A 16,784-nucleotide genomic window follows, 5' to 3' on the forward strand; every position below is an offset into this window, starting at 1 on the left:
TTACGGGCAGCAGGTTAGGCGGCCGGTCCCTCGGCGGGGTGGGCGGCATTCCACTCGGCCTGCTCGCGGTCACGCTGGGCGTTCTCGCGGTCGAGGCGCGATCCGGCCCGCAACGCGTACCACCAGGAGACGGCGAACAGCACGCCAATGACAAACATGAGGGGCTCCAGGAAGCCGGTGGCAATGAGGACAAGCTGCAGGATCCAGCCCAGGGCCGGCCCCCACTTCTTGCCCATGAACGCGCACGAGAAGATCAGCACTACGGCCAGGGCCACGGACGCCCACAAGATGCCGGTGTCCTTGTTCCGCAGGCCAAACAGTGCCAACCCGGCAAAGAGCGCCACGAAGGCCTCCAGGCTCAGCACCACGGAGGCAAACATCACCTTGGTGGAACGGCGCTTCCTGGGCATGCCCGGGCGCCATTCGCGCTGGGCCTTGGTCTGGCGCGCCATCAGGGGCGTTCCTTTTCGCCCGGCCGGCCCAGCAGGATGCGAGCCTCCGCCACGAGGGTGATGGAGCCGGTGACCAGCACGCCGCCGGCGAGGTCGTTGTTGCTCTCGGCACGCTCCACGGCCCACTCGATGGCATCGTCCAGCTGCTCGGCAATGTGGATGTTCTCGTCCTCCCAGCCCAGGTCCGCGGCCAGCTCGGCCAGCTCGGCGGCCGGAATGGCGCGCGGCGAGTTGGACTGCGTCAGGCAGATTTCATCGGCCTCGTCGCCGTAGGACTCGCGCAGCTGGCGCAGGATCTCCTCGGCGTCCTTTTCCTGGAGCACGCCCAGGATGACGACCAGCTTGGAGAAGGCGAAGGCCTCCTGCAGCGCCTCGGCGGCGGCCTTGATGCCGGCGGGGTTGTGTGCGGCGTCCACCACGATGGTGGGCGAGGTGCGCAGAACCTCCAGCCGGCCCGGCGAACTGGCGTTGCCGAAGCCCTCTCGGACCAGCTCGAGGTCCAGCTCGCGGGTGCCGCCGCCGAAGAAGGCCTCAAGGGCTGCCAGCGCGACGGCGGCGTTCTCGGCCTGGTGTGCGCCATGGAGGGGAAGCAGGATGTCCGGGTAGCGGGCGGCCAGGCCCTGCAGGGTGATCAGCTGTCCCCCGACTGCCACGCTGCGCGATTCCACGCCGAACTCGATGCCCTCGAAGCGGAACTCCGCGTTCTTCTCCCGGGCCGCCTCCAGCAGCACCTGGGCGGCATCGGTGGGCTGGGCGGCGCTCACCAGGAACGCGCCCTCCTTGATGATGCCGGCCTTCTCGCGGGCGATGTCGCCGGTGGTGTCGCCAAGGAGGTCGGTGTGGTCCAGCGAAATGGGGGTCACCACTGCCACCTGGCCGTCGCCCACGTTGGTGGCGTCGGTGATCCCACCCAGGCCCACCTCCATGACCGCAACCTCCACGGGCTGGTCCGCGAAGATGGCGAAGGCCAGGATGGTCAGGCACTCGAAGTAGGTCAGCCGGGGCTCGCCCGCGGCCACCAATTCGGCGTCGACAATCTCCAGGTACGGGTGGATTTCGTCCCAGTTCCGCACAAATACGTCATCCGGCACCGGGGTGCCGTCAATGCTGATCCGTTCGGTGACCTTGGTCAGGTGCGGGCTGGTGTAGCGGCCGGTGCGCAGGCCATGGGCCATCAGCCCCGCCTCGATCATCCGGGCCGTGGAGGTCTTGCCGTTGGTGCCGGTGATGTGGATGATCGGGAAGGCCTTGTTCGGCTCCCCCAGCACATCCATCGCCCGGTACAGCGGCGCCAGGCGCGGCTCCATCTTGTTTTCCGGGGCGCGGCCGAGCAGCTCGGCGTAGACGCTCTCCACCGAGAACGCGTCGTGTTCGGGGTTCATCAGGCACTCTTCCTGTCCACAGTGATGGTGGTCTCGAAATCGCCGGGGACCAGTTCCAGGTCCACGGTAAGGGTTTCAGCCTTGACCAGCTCGGCGTTGGCGTGCAGCGCGTCGATGGTCTCCTGCGGCGCGCTGACCACGGTGCGGATGCGGTCGCTGACGTTCAGATCGGCCTCCTTGCGGGCCGACTGGATGGCACGGATCATGTCGCGGGCAATGCCCTCGGCCTCCAGCTCGGGCGTGAGCTCGGTGTTGAGCACCACGAATCCCCCGCCGGGCAGCACGGCGACTGCCGCCGTCGCACCGTTCCCGGAGTCGGCAACCACCGTCTCCAGCGTGTATTCGCTGGGCTCCAGCGCCAGGCCGCCGGCCGTGACGACGCCGTCGACGACGGACCAGTCCCCGCCCTTGGCGCCCTTGATGGCCAACTGGACGTTCTTGCCCAGGCGCGGACCGGCGGCGCGGGCGTTGACCACCAGCTTCTGCTCGATGCCGAACTCCTCCGGCGAGGCCGTGGCGGCGTCCACCAGGCGGACGGAGCGGATGTTCAGCTCGTCGGCCACGACGGCGGCGGCGCTGGTGAGCGCGACGGCGTTCGGTGCCACAACGGTGAGCTCCTGCAGCGGCAGGCGCACGCGCAGCTTGGCGGCCTTGCGCAGGCTGGAGCCGGTGGAGCAGATCTGCTGGATGCGGTTCATCTGTTCCACCAGGGCCGGGTTGGCGGCGAACAGCGATGCCTCGGGCCAGTCCGTCAGGTGCACGGAGCGGCCGCCCGTGAGTCCGCGCCAGATTTCCTCGGTGACCAGCGGCAGCAGCGGGGCCGAAACCCGGCTGACCGTCTCCAGCGCCGTGTAGAGGGCGTCAAAGGCATCGTGGTTCTCGTCGAAGAAGCGCTGGCGGCTGCGGCGGACGTACCAATTGGTCAGCATGTCCAGGTAGCTGCGCAGCGAGTCGCAAGCGCCGGAGACGTCGTAGTCGTCAAGCTGGTCGCGCATGGTGCGCACCAGATCGCCGGTGTTGGCCATCAGGTACTCATCCAAGGTGTCCGCGTAGCCGTCGTAGCGCAGCTGGGCATCGTAGCCGGCCCCGCCATTGGCGGTGTTCGTGTAGAGCGTGAAGAAGCTGTACACGTTCCACAGCGGCAGGATGACCTGGCGGACGCCCTCGCGGATGCCCTGCTCGGTCACCACCAGGTTGCCGCCGCGCAGGATCGGGCTGGACATCAGGAACCAGCGCATGGCGTCGGAGCCGTCGCGGTCCAGGACCTCGGAGACGTCCGGGTAGTTGCGCAGGCTCTTGGACATCTTCTGCCCGTCGGAGCCGAGCACGATGCCGTGGCTGATCACATTGCGGAAGGCCGGACGGTCAAAGAGCGCCGTCGAGAGGATGTGCAGCATGTAGAACCAGCCGCGCGTCTGGCCGATGTACTCCACGATGAAGTCGGCCGGGTTGTGGGTGTTGAACCACTCCTCGTTCTGGAACGGGTAGTGCGCCTGTCCATAGGGCATGGAGCCGGAATCGAACCAGACATCGAGCACATCCTCCACGCGACGCATGGTCGACTGGCCCTCTTCGGGAGTGCGCGGATCGTCCGGGTTGGGGCGGGTCAGCTCATCGATGAACGGGCGGTGCAGGTCCGGCTCGCCCGCGGCGTTCAGCGGGAGCCGGCCAAAGTCGGCCTCGATCTCGGCCAGCGAGCCGTAGACATCCGTGCGCGGGTACTCGGCGTCGTCGGACTGCCAGACCGGGATGGGGCTGCCCCAGAAGCGGTTGCGGCTGATGGACCAGTCGCGGGCGTTGGCCAGCCACTTGCCGAACTGGCCGTCCTTGACGTTCTCGGGGATCCAGTTGATCTCCTGGTTCAGGGAGACCATGCGTTCCTTGATCTTGGTCACCTCGACGTACCAGGAGGAGATGGCGCGGTAGATCAGGGGCGTGCGGCAGCGCCAGCAGTGCGGGTAGCTGTGCTCGTAGCTGGCCTGGCGCAGGAGACGGCCGCCGGCCTTGAGCACACGGGTGATGGCCTTGTTGGCGTCAAAGACCTGTACGCCGGCAATCTCGGCCAGCTCGCCGGTGGCGAAGAGCGGCAGGAAGCGCGCGCCCTCGTCCACGGACAGCACCACGGGGATGGAGTACTGCTCGCAGATCTTCTGGTCTTCCTCACCATAGGCGGGTGCCTGGTGGACGATGCCGGTGCCGTCGGTGGTGGTGACGTAGTCGGCCACCAGGATCTGCCAGGCGTTGGCCGTGCCGTAGGTTTCCTCGTCGGCGAAGTAGTCCCAGAGGCGCTGGTAGCGCAGGCCCTCAAGCTCGGACCCCAGGTAGGTGGCGGTGACGGCCTCGGCGGCGGAAGCGCCGTCGTCGTAGCCCAGATCCTTGGCGTGGGCTCCCACCAGGTCGCTGGCGAGCAGAAAGCGCCCCCCCGCCGCGGCGGAGCCGTTGGGGCCCGCGGGCACGATGGCGTAGGCGACGTTGGGTCCGACGGCGAGCGCCTGGTTGGTGGGCAGGGTCCACGGGGTGGTGGTCCAGGCCAGGGCATTCACACCAGCCAGTTCCTTGGACAGCTCGGACTCGCCGGCCAGCAGCGGGAACGTGACAGTGACCGTCTGGTCCTGGCGCATCTTGTAGACGTCGTCGTCCATCCGCAGCTCATGGTTGGAGAGCGGCGTCTCGTCCTTCCAGCAGTACGGCAGCACGCGGAAGCCCTGGTAGGTCAGGCCCTTTTCGTGGAGCTGTTTGAAGGCCCAGATGACGGACTCCATGTACTCCACGTTGAGGGTTTTGTAGTCGTTCTTGAAGTCCACCCACCGCGCCTGGCGGTTGACGTAGTTCTGCCATTCGCCGGCGTACTTCATCACGGAGGAGCGGCAGGCGTCGTTGAACTTGTCGATGCCCATGGCCTCGATCTGCTTCTTGTCCGTCATGCCCAGCTGCTTCATGGCTTCAAGCTCGGCCGGCAGGCCGTGCGTGTCCCAGCCGAAGCGGCGCTCGACCCGGCGCCCGCGCTGGGTCTGGTAGCGGGCCACGAGGTCCTTGACGTAGCCCGTCAGCAGGTGGCCGTAGTGCGGCAGGCCGTTGGCAAAGGGCGGGCCATCGTAGAAGACAAACTCGTTGCTGCCGTCGTGGCCGGCGTCGCGGGCGTCAATGCTCGCCTGGAAGGTGCCGTCCTCATCCCAGTACTTCAGGATGCGCTCTTCCACCTCCGGGAAACGCACGGAGGCGGGGACATGGCGGTTTTCAGCGGAGCTGCCAGCGGCAGCGGCCTTCGGGTAATGGGTCATCTCATCATCCTGGTCGGAGCGAACAGATCATTCAGGATGCAAGGACGCTGCCCGGCCGACCCGGGATCGGGGCGGCAGGCACCGTGGTACCACCTCGCTTACCGCCCTGTTATCCGTTGCCGGGGCCTGGACGGCCGCTCATTGACTGCTGTGACGGGCTTACCCGTCCGGTTCTACTGGCGTCCCGGGCCCAGAGGGCCGCGGACGTGTTCTTCCGGAAGCTCACCGGTGATGGCCGGGTCAACGCTTTTGTCCCCATTCTAGGGGACGTTGCACCGCGCCACGGCAACGCTGCGGCGCGTTCTTCCTTACAGTTTGCGGATCAGCTTGTGGTTGGCGGCCTGGGCCACGGGGCGAACCACTATCTGGTCCAGGTTGATGTGGTGCGGCAGCGAGACGGCGTAGCCCACGACATCGGCGACGTCCTCGGCCACCAGCGGCTCGGCCACGCCGTCGTACACCTTCGCCGCCGCGTCCGGATCCCCGCCCAGGCGGTTCAGAGCGAACTCGTCCGTGCGCACCAGTCCCGGGACCACCTCGATCACCCGGATGTTGTGCTCGGCCTCTTCGAGCCGGAGCGCACCGGTGAGGGCGTGCTGGCCGAATTTGGCTGCGTTGTAGCCTCCACCACCCTCATAGGGGGCCAGCGCCGCCGACGAGGTCAGGTTCAGGATGGTGCCGTGGCCATGGGCGCGCAGGGCCGGCAGGAAGGCCCGCACCATCTTCATGGTGCCGAGCACGTTGACCTGGAACATCCATTCCCAGTCGTCGTTGACGGCCGTTGCCATCGGGTCCGCGCCGCGGGCGCCGCCGGCGATGTTGACCAGGGTGTCCAGTCCGCCGCGCTCCGCCACGAAGGCCGCCAGGTCCGCCACGTCGTCGTCGCTGGTGACATCGGCGGCGAAGGCGAGTGCGCCCGTCTCCTTGGCCAGCTGCTCCAGGCGGTCGGCCCGGCGGGCGACGGCGACCACATGCCAGCCGTCGGCGCGCAGCTTGCGGACCGTGGCCGCGCCAATGCCGGAGCTGGCTCCTGTGACGACGGCGTGCTTGGACGGGACGGTGGGTGCGGGGATGTTCTCAGCCATGGAACAAATCTAGCGCGTCTGCTGCTGCCCTTGGATCGCCGCCAGCAGGACCACCGCATGGTTGATGGCCGGGTCCTTGGCCCCATAGAGCAGCGCCACATCCTGTTCCCGGGCCAGCGCGCGGAGCTGGTCGACGGCGGGGTTGCCCGCCAGCTCTGCCCGGTAGGCCGCGGCGAACTCCTCGAAGCGCTCGGCACGGTGGTCGAAGAAGATCCGCAGCTCCGGGCTGGGCGCGGCGTCCTTGAGCCACAGGTCCACGCGCTCCTTCTTCACGCCGCGGGGCCACAGCCTGTCCACCAGGACGCGCAGCTCCCCCGGTCCGCCGTCGTCGTACACCCGCAGTATCCGCACTGTGCCCATGGCCGCATCCTAGTCCCCACCCGCCGCGGCATCCCGGCGTGCGACCAAAGCATGAAAGAATTGACCCATGGCTGAACTTATCCCGGGCACAGACACGCCCGCAATCACCCCGTCCAACGTCCCCGACAAGCCCGCCCTCGAAGGCCTTGAGGCCAAGTTCACCGAGCGCTGGGGCCTTGAGGGCACCTACAAGTTCGATCCGAACACCACGCGGGAGCAGGTGTACTCGATCGACACCCCGCCGCCCACGGCCTCGGGTTCGCTCCACGTTGGACATATGTTCTCCTACACCCAGACCGATGTGTTGGCCCGCTACCAGCGGATGAACGGCAAGAACGTCTTCTACCCGATGGGTTGGGACGACAACGGCCTGCCCACCGAGCGCCGCGTGCAGAACTACTTTGGCGTGCGCTGCGATCCGGCCATCGCCTACAACGCCGACTACCGTCCGCCGGCCACGCCCGCGAAGAACCAGCGCGATTTCGACGTCGTCTCGCGCCGGAACTTCATCGAGCTCTGCGAGGAACTGGCCGTCGAGGACGAGAAGGTCTTCGAGCACCTGTTCCAGACGCTGGGCCTGTCCGTCGACTGGAAGCTGACCTACCGCACCATCGACGACAACTCCCGCGCCGTGTCCCAGCGCGCCTTCCTGGCCAACCTGGCCGCCGGCGACGCCTACATGGCCGAGGCCCCCACGCTGTGGGACGTCACGTTCCGCACGGCCGTGGCCCAGGCGGAGCTGGAGGACCGGGACATGCCCGGCGCCTACTACCGCTACCCGTTCTTCACCGAAGACGGCACCAAGATCTACATCGAGACCACCCGCCCCGAGCTGCTGGCCGCCTGTGCCGCCCTGGTGGCCAACCCCGACGACGAGCGCTACCAGCCGCTGTTCGGCAAGAAGGTCACCTCCCCGTTGTTCGGCGTCGAGGTTGAGGTCATGCCGCACCCGCTGGCCAAGGCCGACAAGGGCTCCGGCATCGCCATGGTCTGCACCTTCGGCGATTTGACCGACGTCACCTGGTGGCGCGAACTGCAGCTGCCCACCCGCGCCATCGTGGGCCGCGACGGCCGCATCGTGGGCGAGACGCCGTCGTGGATCACCACCGACGAGGGCAAGGCCCACTACGCCGCCATCGCCGGCAAGACGGTCTTCAGCGCCAAGGAGGCAGTGGTTGAACTGCTCACCGCCGCGGACCTGCTGGACGGCGAGCCGAAGAAGATCATGCACCCGGTCAACTTCTTCGAAAAGGGCGACAAGCCCCTCGAGGTTGTCACCTCCCGCCAGTGGTACATCCGCAACGGTGGCCGCGACGAGGACCGCCGCGAACGCCTGATCGGCCGCGGCAAGGAAATCGACTTCCACCCCGCCTTTATGCGCTCGCGCTACGAGAACTGGATCTCGGGCCTGAACGGCGACTGGCTGGTGTCCCGCCAGCGCTTCTTCGGTGTGCCGGTGCCCGTCTGGTACCCGCTGGATGCCGACGGCAACCCGGACTACGAGAACCCGCTCCTGCCCACGGATGCCCAGCTGCCCGTGGACCCGGCCGCCGATACCCCCACCGGCTTCAATGAGGCCCAGCGCGACGTTCCCGGTGGCTTCGCCGGCGACGCCGACGTGCTGGACACCTGGGCCACCTCCTCGCTGACCCCGCAGATCGTGGGCGGCTGGAGCCGGGACGAGGACCTTTTCGCCAAGGTCTACCCCTTCGACCTGCGTCCGCAGGGCCATGACATCATCCGCACCTGGCTGTTCTCCTCCGCCGTGCGCGCCGATGCCCTGCAGAACATCGCCCCGTGGAAGCACGCGGCCATCTCCGGCTGGATCCTGGACCCGGACCGGAAGAAGATGTCCAAGTCCAAGGGCAACGTGGTGGTCCCCACCGACGTGCTGGAGGAGTTCGGGTCCGACGCCGTCCGCTACTGGGCCGCCTCGGCCAAGCTGGGCGCCGACACCGCGTACGAGATTGCACAGATGAAGATCGGCCGCCGCCTGGCCATCAAGCTGCTCAACGCCTCCAAGTTTGTGCTGAACCTCGGCACCACGGAGGATTCGGTGGTCTCCACCGACCTCTCCGTGGTCACCAACCCGCTGGACCGCGCCCTGCTGGCCCAGCTGGCCGGCGTCGTGGATGCCTCCGGCGCCGCGTTCGCCAACTACGACTACGCCCGTGCCCTGCAGATCAGCGAGAGCTTCTTCTGGCAGTTCACCGACGACTACGTCGAATTGATCAAGGACCGCGCCTACGGTGCGGCCGGCGACGACGAGCAGGCCAGCGTCCTGGCAGCACTGGCCACCACACTGGATGCCCTGCTGCGCCTGTTCGCACCGTTCCTGCCCTTCGCCACCGAAGAGGTCTGGAGCTGGTGGCGTGCGGGCTCCGTGCACCGCGCTGCCTGGCCCACCGCCGTGGAGGTCGCCGACGGCGACACCACCATGCTGGCCACCGTGGGCTCCGCACTGAGCGGCATCCGCAAGGCCAAGTCCGAGGCCAAGGTCAAGCAGCGCACCGAGGTCCTCACCGCCACCATCACGGCCCCCGAGGCCCAGGCAGCCCAGCTGACCGCCGGCCTGGGTGACCTGAAGGCCGCGGCCAACGCCCGCGAACTGACGGTTGCCACCGGCGAGGGCGAACTGCTGGTGTCCGGCGTCGAGCTGGCCCCCGCCGAGGAGCCCGCCCAGGCCTAGCCCCACCCGTGCAACGGAAAACGCCGCCATGGTCAGCCCTGGCGGCGTTTTCCGTCTCTGGTGCCCGGGCCAAGGGCCGGAGCAATTTTGGGCAAAGGGGAAGCCCCATCAGCGTTTTGCGGTTGGTGGGGCTTCGACTTCGGCCGCTTGGTGACGCTTTGCGGTCTGGGGGACTCCTCGGACCTTCAGGTCCTATTGCCTCGTCACTGGCAACCATTCCCGGACTTTGCCTCAAGAGCTGCGCCCGGTTCTGTCACTGAATCTTTGGTGTCCCTAAACCCACCGTGTCAATAAGTGGGTAGAAAGAATCTTCCTCCGGTGCCCCGAACACGTCAAGGGTTTGGGGAGAACTACAACGAAGTAATTAGTTGAAGCTGGGGTGCTCGGTGCGGGTGCGCTTGATCTCGAAGAACGAGGGGAAGCTGGCCAGGGTCACTGTGGCGTCCCACATGCGGCCGGCCTCCTCGCCGCGCGGGATCTGGGTGATGACCGGGCCAAAGAAGGCGGTGCCGTTGACGGCCACGATCGGCGTGCCGACGTCCTGGCCCACCTTGGCGATGCCCTCGGCGTGGCTGGCGCGCAGGGCCTCATCGTGCGCGTCGGTACCGGCAGCGGCAGCCAGCTCGGCCGGCAGGCCAACCTCGGCCAGCGCCTTGACGACAACCTCGCCCAGGTCGGCCACGCCGTCGTGGTGGATCAGGGTGCCCATGGCGTCATAGAGCGGCTTGATGACTCCGGTGCCGTGGGCGGCAGCGGCGGCGGTGATCACACGGACAGGGCCCCAGCCCTTGGCGATCTTCTCGCGGTACACCTCGGGCAGGTCTTCCTTGTGCTCGTTCAGCACGGACAGGCTCATCACGTGCCAGTCGACGGTGATGTCGCGGACGTCGGACACCTCGCCCATCCAGCGGGACGTGGCCCAGGCGAACGGGCAGATCGGATCGAACCAGAAATCGGCCTGTGCGGGCAGGGCTGCGGTGGAAAGGGTGGCGTCGGTCATGGATGTCTCCTGGTCGCATGGGGATGGACAAAACAGATGGCGCCCGCGGGCGCCGCTATCAGAGCCAACAACGCCGCCGCCGGGAGCATTCCCCGGCGGCGGCGTTGGGCAGATCGTAGTGCCTGGGGCTCAGGCGGACTTGTTGCGGCGCTTGGCCACGACGTCGTGGGCAATCAGCGTCGGCGTGGCGACCTTGGCCACGACGTCGGCCGTGATCACCACCGTGGCGATGTCCTCGCGGCTGGGCAGCTCGAACATGACCGGCAGCAGGACCTCCTCCATGATGGCGCGCAGCCCGCGGGCACCTGTCCCCCGCACCAGGGCGAGGTCGGCAATCGCGTTCAGGGCGTCGTCCTCGAACGCCAGCTCCACGCCGTCGAGCTGGAACATCTTCTGGTACTGCTTGACCAGGGCGTTCTTCGGCTCGGAGAGGATCTGGATCAGCGCCGGGCGGTCCAGGTGCGTGACGGTGGTGATGACTGGCAGGCGGCCGATGAACTCGGGGATCAGCCCAAACTTGAGCAGGTCCTCGGGCATGACGTCGGCGTAGCTGGCGTCCTCCTGCTTGAGCGCGCTCAGCGGGGCACCGAAGCCGATGCCCTTCTTGCCGGCACGGGAACCAATGATTTCCTCCAGCCCAGCGAAGGCGCCGGCCACGATGAAGAGGACATTGGTGGTGTCGATCTGGATGAATTCCTGGTGCGGATGCTTGCGCCCGCCCTGCGGCGGCACGGAGGCGACGGTGCCCTCGAGGATCTTCAGCAGCGCCTGCTGGACGCCTTCGCCGGAGACGTCCCGGGTGATGGAGGGGTTTTCGCTCTTGCGCGAGATCTTGTCGATCTCGTCAATGTAAATGATGCCCTGCTCGGCCTTTTTGACATCGTAGTCGGCGGCCTGGATGAGCTTGAGCAGGATGTTCTCCACGTCCTCGCCCACGTAGCCGGCCTCGGTCAGGGCCGTGGCATCGGCGACGGCGAACGGCACGTTCAGCCGACGGGCCAGGGTCTGGGCCAGGTACGTCTTGCCGCAGCCGGTGGGGCCGATCAGCAGGATGTTGGACTTGGAGATCTCAACTTCGTCATGCTTGCCGCCGCCCAGCGTGCCCTTGACGGCATGGCCGGACTGGATCCGCTTGTAGTGGTTGTAGACGGCAACGGCGAGGGAGCGCTTCGCGGGCTCCTGGCCGATGACGTATTCCTGCAGGAAATCGAAGATCTCCCGCGGCTTGGGCAGCTCGAAGCTCTCAAGGTCCGCGACCTCGGCCAGCTCCTCGTCAATGATCTCGTTGCACAGCTCGATGCACTCGTCGCAGATGTAGACACCGGGACCGGCAATCAGCTTGCGGACCTGCTTTTGGCTCTTCCCACAAAAGGAGCACTTGAGTAGATCGGTGCTCTCGCCCATTCGAGCCATCAACGGCTCCTTCCGTGTGTCCTTCTTATCCAACCTGATCCGCCGCAGGTGCAGCGGTCGAACCACCGGCGGAGTCCGCCGGTGCACTCTTCATGCCTCCACTTTAGGCCACGGCGGCGACAATCGGCGGAAGCCAAACGCCGGAGCACCCCACTTTCGCGGAATACCCCGGCGTCGGGTGGGTGCTGTTGCTAGCGGGTGATGGCCACCGGCTTGATCTTGCGCGGCTCCAAAACCTCGTCGATCAGTCCGTAGTCCTTGGCCTCGGCCGCGGTCAGGATCTTGTCGCGCTCGATGTCGTTGTTCAGCTGCTCCGGCGTGCGGCCGGAGTGCTTGGCCAAGGTGTCCTCCAGCCAGGAGCGCATCCGCATGACCTCGTTGGCCTGGATCTCCAGGTCGGAGGCCTGGCCGCCCTGGCCGCCGGAGAGGGCGGGCTGGTGGATCAGCACACGCGCGTTCGGCAGGGCCAGACGCTTGCCGGGCGCACCGGCGGCCAGCAGCACGGCCGCGGCACTGGCAGCCTGGCCCAGGCAGACCGTCTGGACTTCCGGGCGGATGAACTGCATGGTGTCGTAGATGGCCGTCATGGCCGTGAACGAGCCACCCGGGGAGTTGATGTACAGCGTGATGTCGCGGTCCGGGTCGGTGGACTCGAGCACCAGCAGCTGGGCCATCACGTCGTCGGCGGAGGCATCGTCCACCTGCACGCCGAGGAAGATGATGCGGTCCTCAAAGAGCTTGGTGTACGGGTCCTGGCGCTTGAAACCGTACGGCGTGCGCTCCTCGAACTGCGGGAGGACGTAGCGGCTGTTCGGCAGGTTGCCGGCAGTTGAGCCAAAGTTGTAGTTCATCATCGTTGCTCCTGGAATCGTCTCTTTGGCCAATTACTTCGCGTTGGTTCCGCCGCCGCCGGCAACGGAGCCGGCGTGGGCGCTGATCTTGTCAAAGAAGCCGTACTCGAGGGCTTCCTCGGCCGTGAACCACTTGTCGCGGTCATTGTCCTTGAGGATCTTCTCCACGGTCTGGCCGGTCTGGTCGGCGGTGAGCTCGGCCATGACCTTCTTCATGTGCAGGATCAACTCGGCCTGGATCTTGATGTCCGAGGCCGTGCCGCCGATGCCGCCGGAAGGCTGGTGCATCAGGATGCGGGCGTTGGGGGTCGCGTAGCGCTTGCCCTTGGTGCCCGAGGACAGCAGGAACTGGCCCATCGAGGCGGCCAGGCCGGTGGCAACGGTGACGACGTCGTTCGAGATGAACTGCATCGTGTCGTAGATCGCCATACCGGCCGTCACGGAACCGCCGGGAGAGTTGATGTAAAGGTAGATGTCCTTGTCCGGGTCCTCCGCGGAGAGCAGCAGGAGCTGGGAGCAGATCGCATTCGCGTTCTCATCCCGGACCTCGGAGCCCAGCCAGATGATGCGCTCTTTGAGCAGGCGGTTGTAGATGTAGTCGTCCCGGCTGGCCGGGTCCACTGTTGCCATCGTCGGTGTGGTGTTCTGTGCCATGGTGGAATTACCTCTCCCTCGTGGCCGCCGGCCTGTGCCGGCCGGCCACTAATCTTCACTACTTGGACAGTAGCCGTTTCGGGCCGGATTTTGTTTCGCAAATCGGTGCTGTTCGCTGTGGGCGCATGCCCCGGCGGGCGTTGCCTGGGGCAAACGTACGACGGCGTTAAACGGCACCGCCGCCGGTCCCCTTGCGGGGGCCGGCGGCGGCTCGAAGCAACCAGTCCGCAGTGCGGAACCGGTGGCATTGGAATTAGAAGCGGGCTTCGCCCGGGTCCGTGGTGGCTTCCTCGGCGGCGGCCTCGGCGGCCTCGTCGTCGCTGGCAACGCTGACGAAGTCCGTCAGGTCAACCTCGACACCCTTGGTGTCGACGACCTTGGCCTGGGCCAGAACGGCGGCCAGTGCCTTGCGGCGGCGGACCTCGCCGACGACCATGGGAACCTGGCCGGAGGAGTCCAGCATCTGGGCGAACTGGTTCGGGTCCATGCCGTACTGGCTGGCGGAGTTGACGATGTAGTCGATCAGCTCAGCCTGGCTGACACCGATCTCTTCCTTGTCGGCAACGGCGTCCAGGATGATCTCGTTCTGGAAGGCACGCTCGGAGTTGGCCTTGATCTCGGCGCGGTGCTCCTCGGTGTCGTGGTCCTCGCCACCGTGGTTGGCGGAGCCATCGAAGTGCTGCTCGATCTGCTCTTCGATCACGGAGGCCGGAACCGGAACCTCAATGAGGGCAACCAGCTTGTCCAGGACCTTGTCGCGGGCCTCAACACCCTGCTCCAGGGTCTTGGACGAGGCAACCTGCTTGGCGAGGTCCTCGCGCAGCTCGGCGATGGTGTCGAACTCGCTGGCCAGCTGTGCGAAGTCGTCGTTCGCCTCGGGCAGCTCGCGGACCTTGACGGACTTGACCGTCACGGTGACCTGGGAGTCGGCACCGGCGTGCTCGCCGCCAACCAGCTTGGTGTCGAAGATGGCCTCTTCGCCGACGCTCAGGCCGGTGGCTGCCTCATCCAGGCCGTCCAGCATGGTGCCGGCGCCAACCTGGTAGGAGAGGTCGGAAGCGGAGTCGATCTCGACGCCGTCAACCTTGGCGGCGATGTCGATGGAGAGGAAGTCGCCATCGGCGGCGGGGCGCTCAACGGCCTTCAGCGTGCCGAAGCGGCCGCGCAGCTCGTCGAGAGCCTTCTCGATGTCGGTGTCGGCGATCTCTGCGGCCTCAACCTCAACCTCGATGCCGGCGTAGTCGGGCAGCTCGATCTCGGGACGGATGTCGACCTCAACGTGGAACTTGAGCTCGCCGTCGGTGGACTTGGGGTCCGGAACCTCGGTGATCTCAACCTCGGGGCGGCTCAGCGGGCGGATGCCGGACTCGGCAACGGCGCTCTGGTACCAGCCGTTGAGGCCGTCGTTGATGGCCGTCTCCAGGACGTAGCCGCGGCCCACGCGCTGGTCGATCAGTGCGTTGGGCACCTTGCCCTTGCGGAACCCAGGAACCTGGACCTGCGTAGCAATCGTCTTGTAAGCCTCGTCAATGCTGGGCTTCAATTCCTCAAACGGAACCTCAACATTGAGCTTTACCCGAGTGGGCGTGAGGTTTTCGACAGCGCTCTTCACAGCGTGGTACTCCTGATGGTCTGTTGACAAATGGTCGGCACCAGCACACATCCGCCCCGGCATCGCTGCCGGAGTGAAAGGGTGCTGAGTCGGGGCGACAGGACTCGAACCTGCGGTCTCCTGCTCCCAAAGCAGGCGCGCTAGCCACTACGCTACGCCCCGTAGTGCCCGGGACAGTCTATGGCCTAACGATGGGTGATGCACAATTGGGCCGTTGTTTACCCTCGTGTGGTCCGCGTGCGGGTTGCCGGCGGCGTTCCCGGGGCGGATTTGCGAGCCGCCACCACCGTTGCTAGTATCGAGGAGTTGTCCGGCCGCTGGCCGAGATTTCCGGGGGCGTAGCTTAATGGTAAAGCCTCAGTCTTCCAAACTGATTACGCGGGTTCGATTCCCGTCGCCCCCTCCGAACCAAACCTGATTCAAAAGCCCTCCGGCCCCGCGCCGGAGGGCTTTTGCGTTTAACCCGCTTCTATCCCCTCACCGCGCCGGGAGATGGGCCCACGGCCGCGAGGGCCCCGGAGCGAGCGTGCGAGCTCTGGGAGCGGCTGGGGAGCAGTTGCTGCGCCTCAGTTGGGTCCGGGGCACTGGCAGGCGGGGCACCAATAAAGTTTGCGGGCGCCGAGTTCGGCCAGGGCAATGGGTGTGCCGCAGATCCGGCAGGGCAGGCCGGTGCGTTTGTAGACGTAGTGTGCCGCCTCCACCGGAACGGGCACGACGGCGGAGGGCCTCTCGTGCGGGCGGGTGGTGATGATGCGCCCGTCGCGGACGCCGTCGGCCATGATGTCCACCAGATCCAGCCAAAGGGCATCCGCCTGTGCCGGCGGAAGGGACTTGCCGGGCAGCCAGGGGTCCAGCCGCTGGCGGAACAGGGCCTCGGCCCGGTAGACATTGCCGACGCCGGCCAGCACCTCCTGCTTCATCAGCAGCAGGGCCACGTGGGTGCCGCTGGCCGTGATGCGGCGGCGGAATTCGGCCAGGTCCCCCGGCGCGTTGTGCAGCGGATCGGGGCCCAGTTTGGCCTTGGCGGCCGCCGCCTCGGCGGGCGTGAGCACCTCGCAGGCGGTCGGGCCGCGAAGGTCGGCCCAGCCGTGCGCGGAGACAATGCGCACCCGGACGGCTCCCTTGGGCTCCGGCGGGCCGGAATACTCCGGATCCGCGGCCTCCGGCGCGCCGGACGGCAGCTCGCGCTCGCCGATCCGCCGCGGGGCGCCGATGCTGGAGGCCCCGGTGAAGGTGGCGTCGCCGCCAAAGTCCCAGGCCCCGTAGAGCCCCAGATGCACGCGCATCACCAGGTCGTGCGAAAAGTGCAGGAACAGCTGCTTGCCGTGCGCCTGGGCGCGCTCAAGCACCTGGCCGTCCAGTGCCGCCGCGCCGGCGGCGAACTTGCCCTGCGGGCTGCTCAGCGCCACGGACTGACCGGCAAAAACATCCTGGAATTGCCGGGCCAGCCTGTGGACGGAATGTCCTTCGGGCACCGCTTAGGCAACAACCTCGCCGGTGGTCTCGTACGTCGCGATCTTGGCGATGCGGCGGACGTGGCGCTCGGCGTTGCTGAAGGGCTCGGCCAGGAAGGCCTCGATGATCTCGGTGGCCTCCTCGACGCTGTGCTGGCGGCCACCGACGGCCACCACATTGGCGTCGTTGTGCTCACGGGCCAGCGTGGCGGTGCTCAGGTTCCAGGCCAGGGCCGCGCGGATGCCCGCCACCTTGTTGGCGGCGATCTGCTCGCCGTTGCCGGAGCCGCCCAGCACGATGCCCAGCGCGTCCACGCCGGCCTTCTGGTCGGCCACCACGGCAAGGGCCGCGTTGATGCAGAAGCTCGGGTAATCGTCCTCGGCGTCGTACTCGGTGGGGCCGTGGTCAACCATCTCGTAGCCCTTGGCGCTCAGGGCGGTGATGAGGTGGGCACTGAGTTCCAGGCCGGCGTGGTCGGTGGCAATGTGAACGCGCATGGATTGTCCTAAAAAGTCGTGAATCGTCATCCGGTGAATACCGCTTCCAAGCC

At 66.9% G+C, this 16,784-nt stretch carries 13 protein-coding genes and 2 tRNA genes; 2 read left to right on the plus strand and 13 right to left on the minus strand.

What is annotated here, in order from left to right:
* Window positions 1-14 precede the first annotated feature (14 nt).
* The 5 genes from ACQCSX_RS05975 to ACQCSX_RS05995 all read right to left on the minus strand — a co-directional run bounded on the left by ACQCSX_RS05975 (window position 15) and on the right by ACQCSX_RS05995 (window position 6,560).
* Window positions 15-452 (minus strand): DUF4233 domain-containing protein, encoded by a 438-nt coding sequence (locus ACQCSX_RS05975; RefSeq protein WP_427018139.1) that lies wholly within the window; start codon window positions 450-452, stop codon window positions 15-17.
* Window positions 452-1,834: a bifunctional folylpolyglutamate synthase/dihydrofolate synthase gene (locus ACQCSX_RS05980; RefSeq protein ID WP_427018140.1), complete on the minus strand. Its 1,383-nt coding sequence runs from the start codon at window positions 1,832-1,834 to the stop codon at window positions 452-454. The genes ACQCSX_RS05975 and ACQCSX_RS05980 overlap by 1 nt, the downstream gene beginning before the upstream one ends.
* Complete coding sequence (gene ileS, locus ACQCSX_RS05985) at window positions 1,834-5,115, minus strand: isoleucine--tRNA ligase (protein WP_427018141.1); 3,282 nt, start codon at window positions 5,113-5,115, stop codon at window positions 1,834-1,836. The genes ACQCSX_RS05980 and ileS overlap by 1 nt, the downstream gene beginning before the upstream one ends.
* A gap of 308 nt (window positions 5,116-5,423) precedes the next feature.
* On the minus strand, window positions 5,424-6,200 hold the full coding sequence (locus tag ACQCSX_RS05990) for an SDR family oxidoreductase (RefSeq protein ID WP_427018142.1): 777 nt from the start codon (window positions 6,198-6,200) through the stop codon (window positions 5,424-5,426).
* 9 nt (window positions 6,201-6,209) lie between these two features.
* On the minus strand, window positions 6,210-6,560 hold the full coding sequence (locus ACQCSX_RS05995; protein ID WP_427018143.1) for a DUF488 domain-containing protein: 351 nt from the start codon (window positions 6,558-6,560) through the stop codon (window positions 6,210-6,212).
* Between the two features lie 67 nt (window positions 6,561-6,627).
* Between ACQCSX_RS05995 and valS the strand changes: the two genes are divergently transcribed.
* Window positions 6,628-9,249: a valine--tRNA ligase gene (valS, locus tag ACQCSX_RS06000; RefSeq protein WP_427018144.1), complete on the plus strand. Its 2,622-nt coding sequence runs from the start codon at window positions 6,628-6,630 to the stop codon at window positions 9,247-9,249.
* 364 nt (window positions 9,250-9,613) lie between these two features.
* Here valS and ACQCSX_RS06005 read toward each other — a convergent pair whose 3' ends face one another.
* The 6 genes from ACQCSX_RS06005 to ACQCSX_RS06030 all read right to left on the minus strand — a co-directional run bounded on the left by ACQCSX_RS06005 (window position 9,614) and on the right by ACQCSX_RS06030 (window position 14,941).
* On the minus strand, window positions 9,614-10,249 hold the full coding sequence (locus ACQCSX_RS06005) for a DsbA family protein (RefSeq protein ID WP_427018145.1): 636 nt from the start codon (window positions 10,247-10,249) through the stop codon (window positions 9,614-9,616).
* 129 nt (window positions 10,250-10,378) lie between these two features.
* Complete coding sequence (gene clpX, locus ACQCSX_RS06010) at window positions 10,379-11,662, minus strand: ATP-dependent Clp protease ATP-binding subunit ClpX (RefSeq protein WP_427018146.1); 1,284 nt, start codon at window positions 11,660-11,662, stop codon at window positions 10,379-10,381.
* A gap of 191 nt (window positions 11,663-11,853) precedes the next feature.
* The gene (locus ACQCSX_RS06015; RefSeq protein WP_427018980.1) at window positions 11,854-12,513 is read right to left on the minus strand and encodes an ATP-dependent Clp protease proteolytic subunit; all 660 of its coding nucleotides are present in this window, start codon (window positions 12,511-12,513) and stop codon (window positions 11,854-11,856) included.
* Window positions 12,514-12,546: 33 nt separating this feature from the next.
* Window positions 12,547-13,143: an ATP-dependent Clp protease proteolytic subunit gene (locus ACQCSX_RS06020; protein WP_427018981.1), complete on the minus strand. Its 597-nt coding sequence runs from the start codon at window positions 13,141-13,143 to the stop codon at window positions 12,547-12,549.
* Window positions 13,144-13,420: 277 nt separating this feature from the next.
* Window positions 13,421-14,779: a trigger factor gene (tig, locus tag ACQCSX_RS06025; protein ID WP_427018147.1), complete on the minus strand. Its 1,359-nt coding sequence runs from the start codon at window positions 14,777-14,779 to the stop codon at window positions 13,421-13,423.
* 89 nt (window positions 14,780-14,868) lie between these two features.
* Window positions 14,869-14,941, minus strand: a tRNA-Pro gene (locus ACQCSX_RS06030).
* Between the two features lie 170 nt (window positions 14,942-15,111).
* Between ACQCSX_RS06030 and ACQCSX_RS06035 the strand changes: the two genes are divergently transcribed.
* Window positions 15,112-15,182, plus strand: a tRNA-Gly gene (locus ACQCSX_RS06035).
* A 163-nt stretch (window positions 15,183-15,345) separates the two neighbouring features.
* Here the strand turns inward: ACQCSX_RS06035 and ACQCSX_RS06040 are convergent.
* Both ACQCSX_RS06040 and ACQCSX_RS06045 read right to left on the minus strand, forming a co-directional pair.
* Window positions 15,346-16,254 carry an Fpg/Nei family DNA glycosylase gene (locus tag ACQCSX_RS06040; protein WP_427018148.1) on the minus strand — a complete coding sequence of 303 codons (909 nt, stop codon included), beginning with the start codon at window positions 16,252-16,254 and terminating at the stop codon, window positions 15,346-15,348.
* Between the two features lie 3 nt (window positions 16,255-16,257).
* Window positions 16,258-16,731, minus strand: coding sequence for a ribose-5-phosphate isomerase (locus ACQCSX_RS06045; protein ID WP_427018149.1), 474 nt, complete (start codon window positions 16,729-16,731; stop codon window positions 16,258-16,260).
* Window positions 16,732-16,784: the final 53 nt, after the last annotated feature.

It is taken from the genome of Pseudarthrobacter sp. P1 (assembly GCF_050156935.1).
Lineage (GTDB): Bacteria > Actinomycetota > Actinomycetes > Actinomycetales > Micrococcaceae > Specibacter.

What these genes read in the sequence shown, in the direction of transcription:
- clpX (WP_427018146.1), bottom strand. Translation starts at nt 11,662, where the DNA reads ATGGCTCGAATGGGCGAGAGCACCGATCTACTCAAGTGCTCCTTTTGT.
- ACQCSX_RS06045 (WP_427018149.1), bottom strand. Translation starts at nt 16,731, where the DNA reads ATGCGCGTTCACATTGCCACCGACCACGCCGGCCTGGAACTCAGTGCC.
- ACQCSX_RS06015 (WP_427018980.1), bottom strand. Translation starts at nt 12,513, where the DNA reads ATGAACTACAACTTTGGCTCAACTGCCGGCAACCTGCCGAACAGCCGC.
- ACQCSX_RS06020 (WP_427018981.1), bottom strand. Translation starts at nt 13,143, where the DNA reads ATGGCAACAGTGGACCCGGCCAGCCGGGACGACTACATCTACAACCGC.
- ACQCSX_RS05980 (WP_427018140.1), bottom strand. Translation starts at nt 1,834, where the DNA reads ATGAACCCCGAACACGACGCGTTCTCGGTGGAGAGCGTCTACGCCGAG.
- ACQCSX_RS05975 (WP_427018139.1), bottom strand. Translation starts at nt 452, where the DNA reads ATGGCGCGCCAGACCAAGGCCCAGCGCGAATGGCGCCCGGGCATGCCC.
- ileS (WP_427018141.1), bottom strand. Translation starts at nt 5,115, where the DNA reads ATGACCCATTACCCGAAGGCCGCTGCCGCTGGCAGCTCCGCTGAAAAC.
- ACQCSX_RS05990 (WP_427018142.1), bottom strand. Translation starts at nt 6,200, where the DNA reads ATGGCTGAGAACATCCCCGCACCCACCGTCCCGTCCAAGCACGCCGTC.
- ACQCSX_RS05995 (WP_427018143.1), bottom strand. Translation starts at nt 6,560, where the DNA reads ATGGGCACAGTGCGGATACTGCGGGTGTACGACGACGGCGGACCGGGG.
- ACQCSX_RS06005 (WP_427018145.1), bottom strand. Translation starts at nt 10,249, where the DNA reads ATGACCGACGCCACCCTTTCCACCGCAGCCCTGCCCGCACAGGCCGAT.
- valS (WP_427018144.1), top strand. Translation starts at nt 6,628, where the DNA reads ATGGCTGAACTTATCCCGGGCACAGACACGCCCGCAATCACCCCGTCC.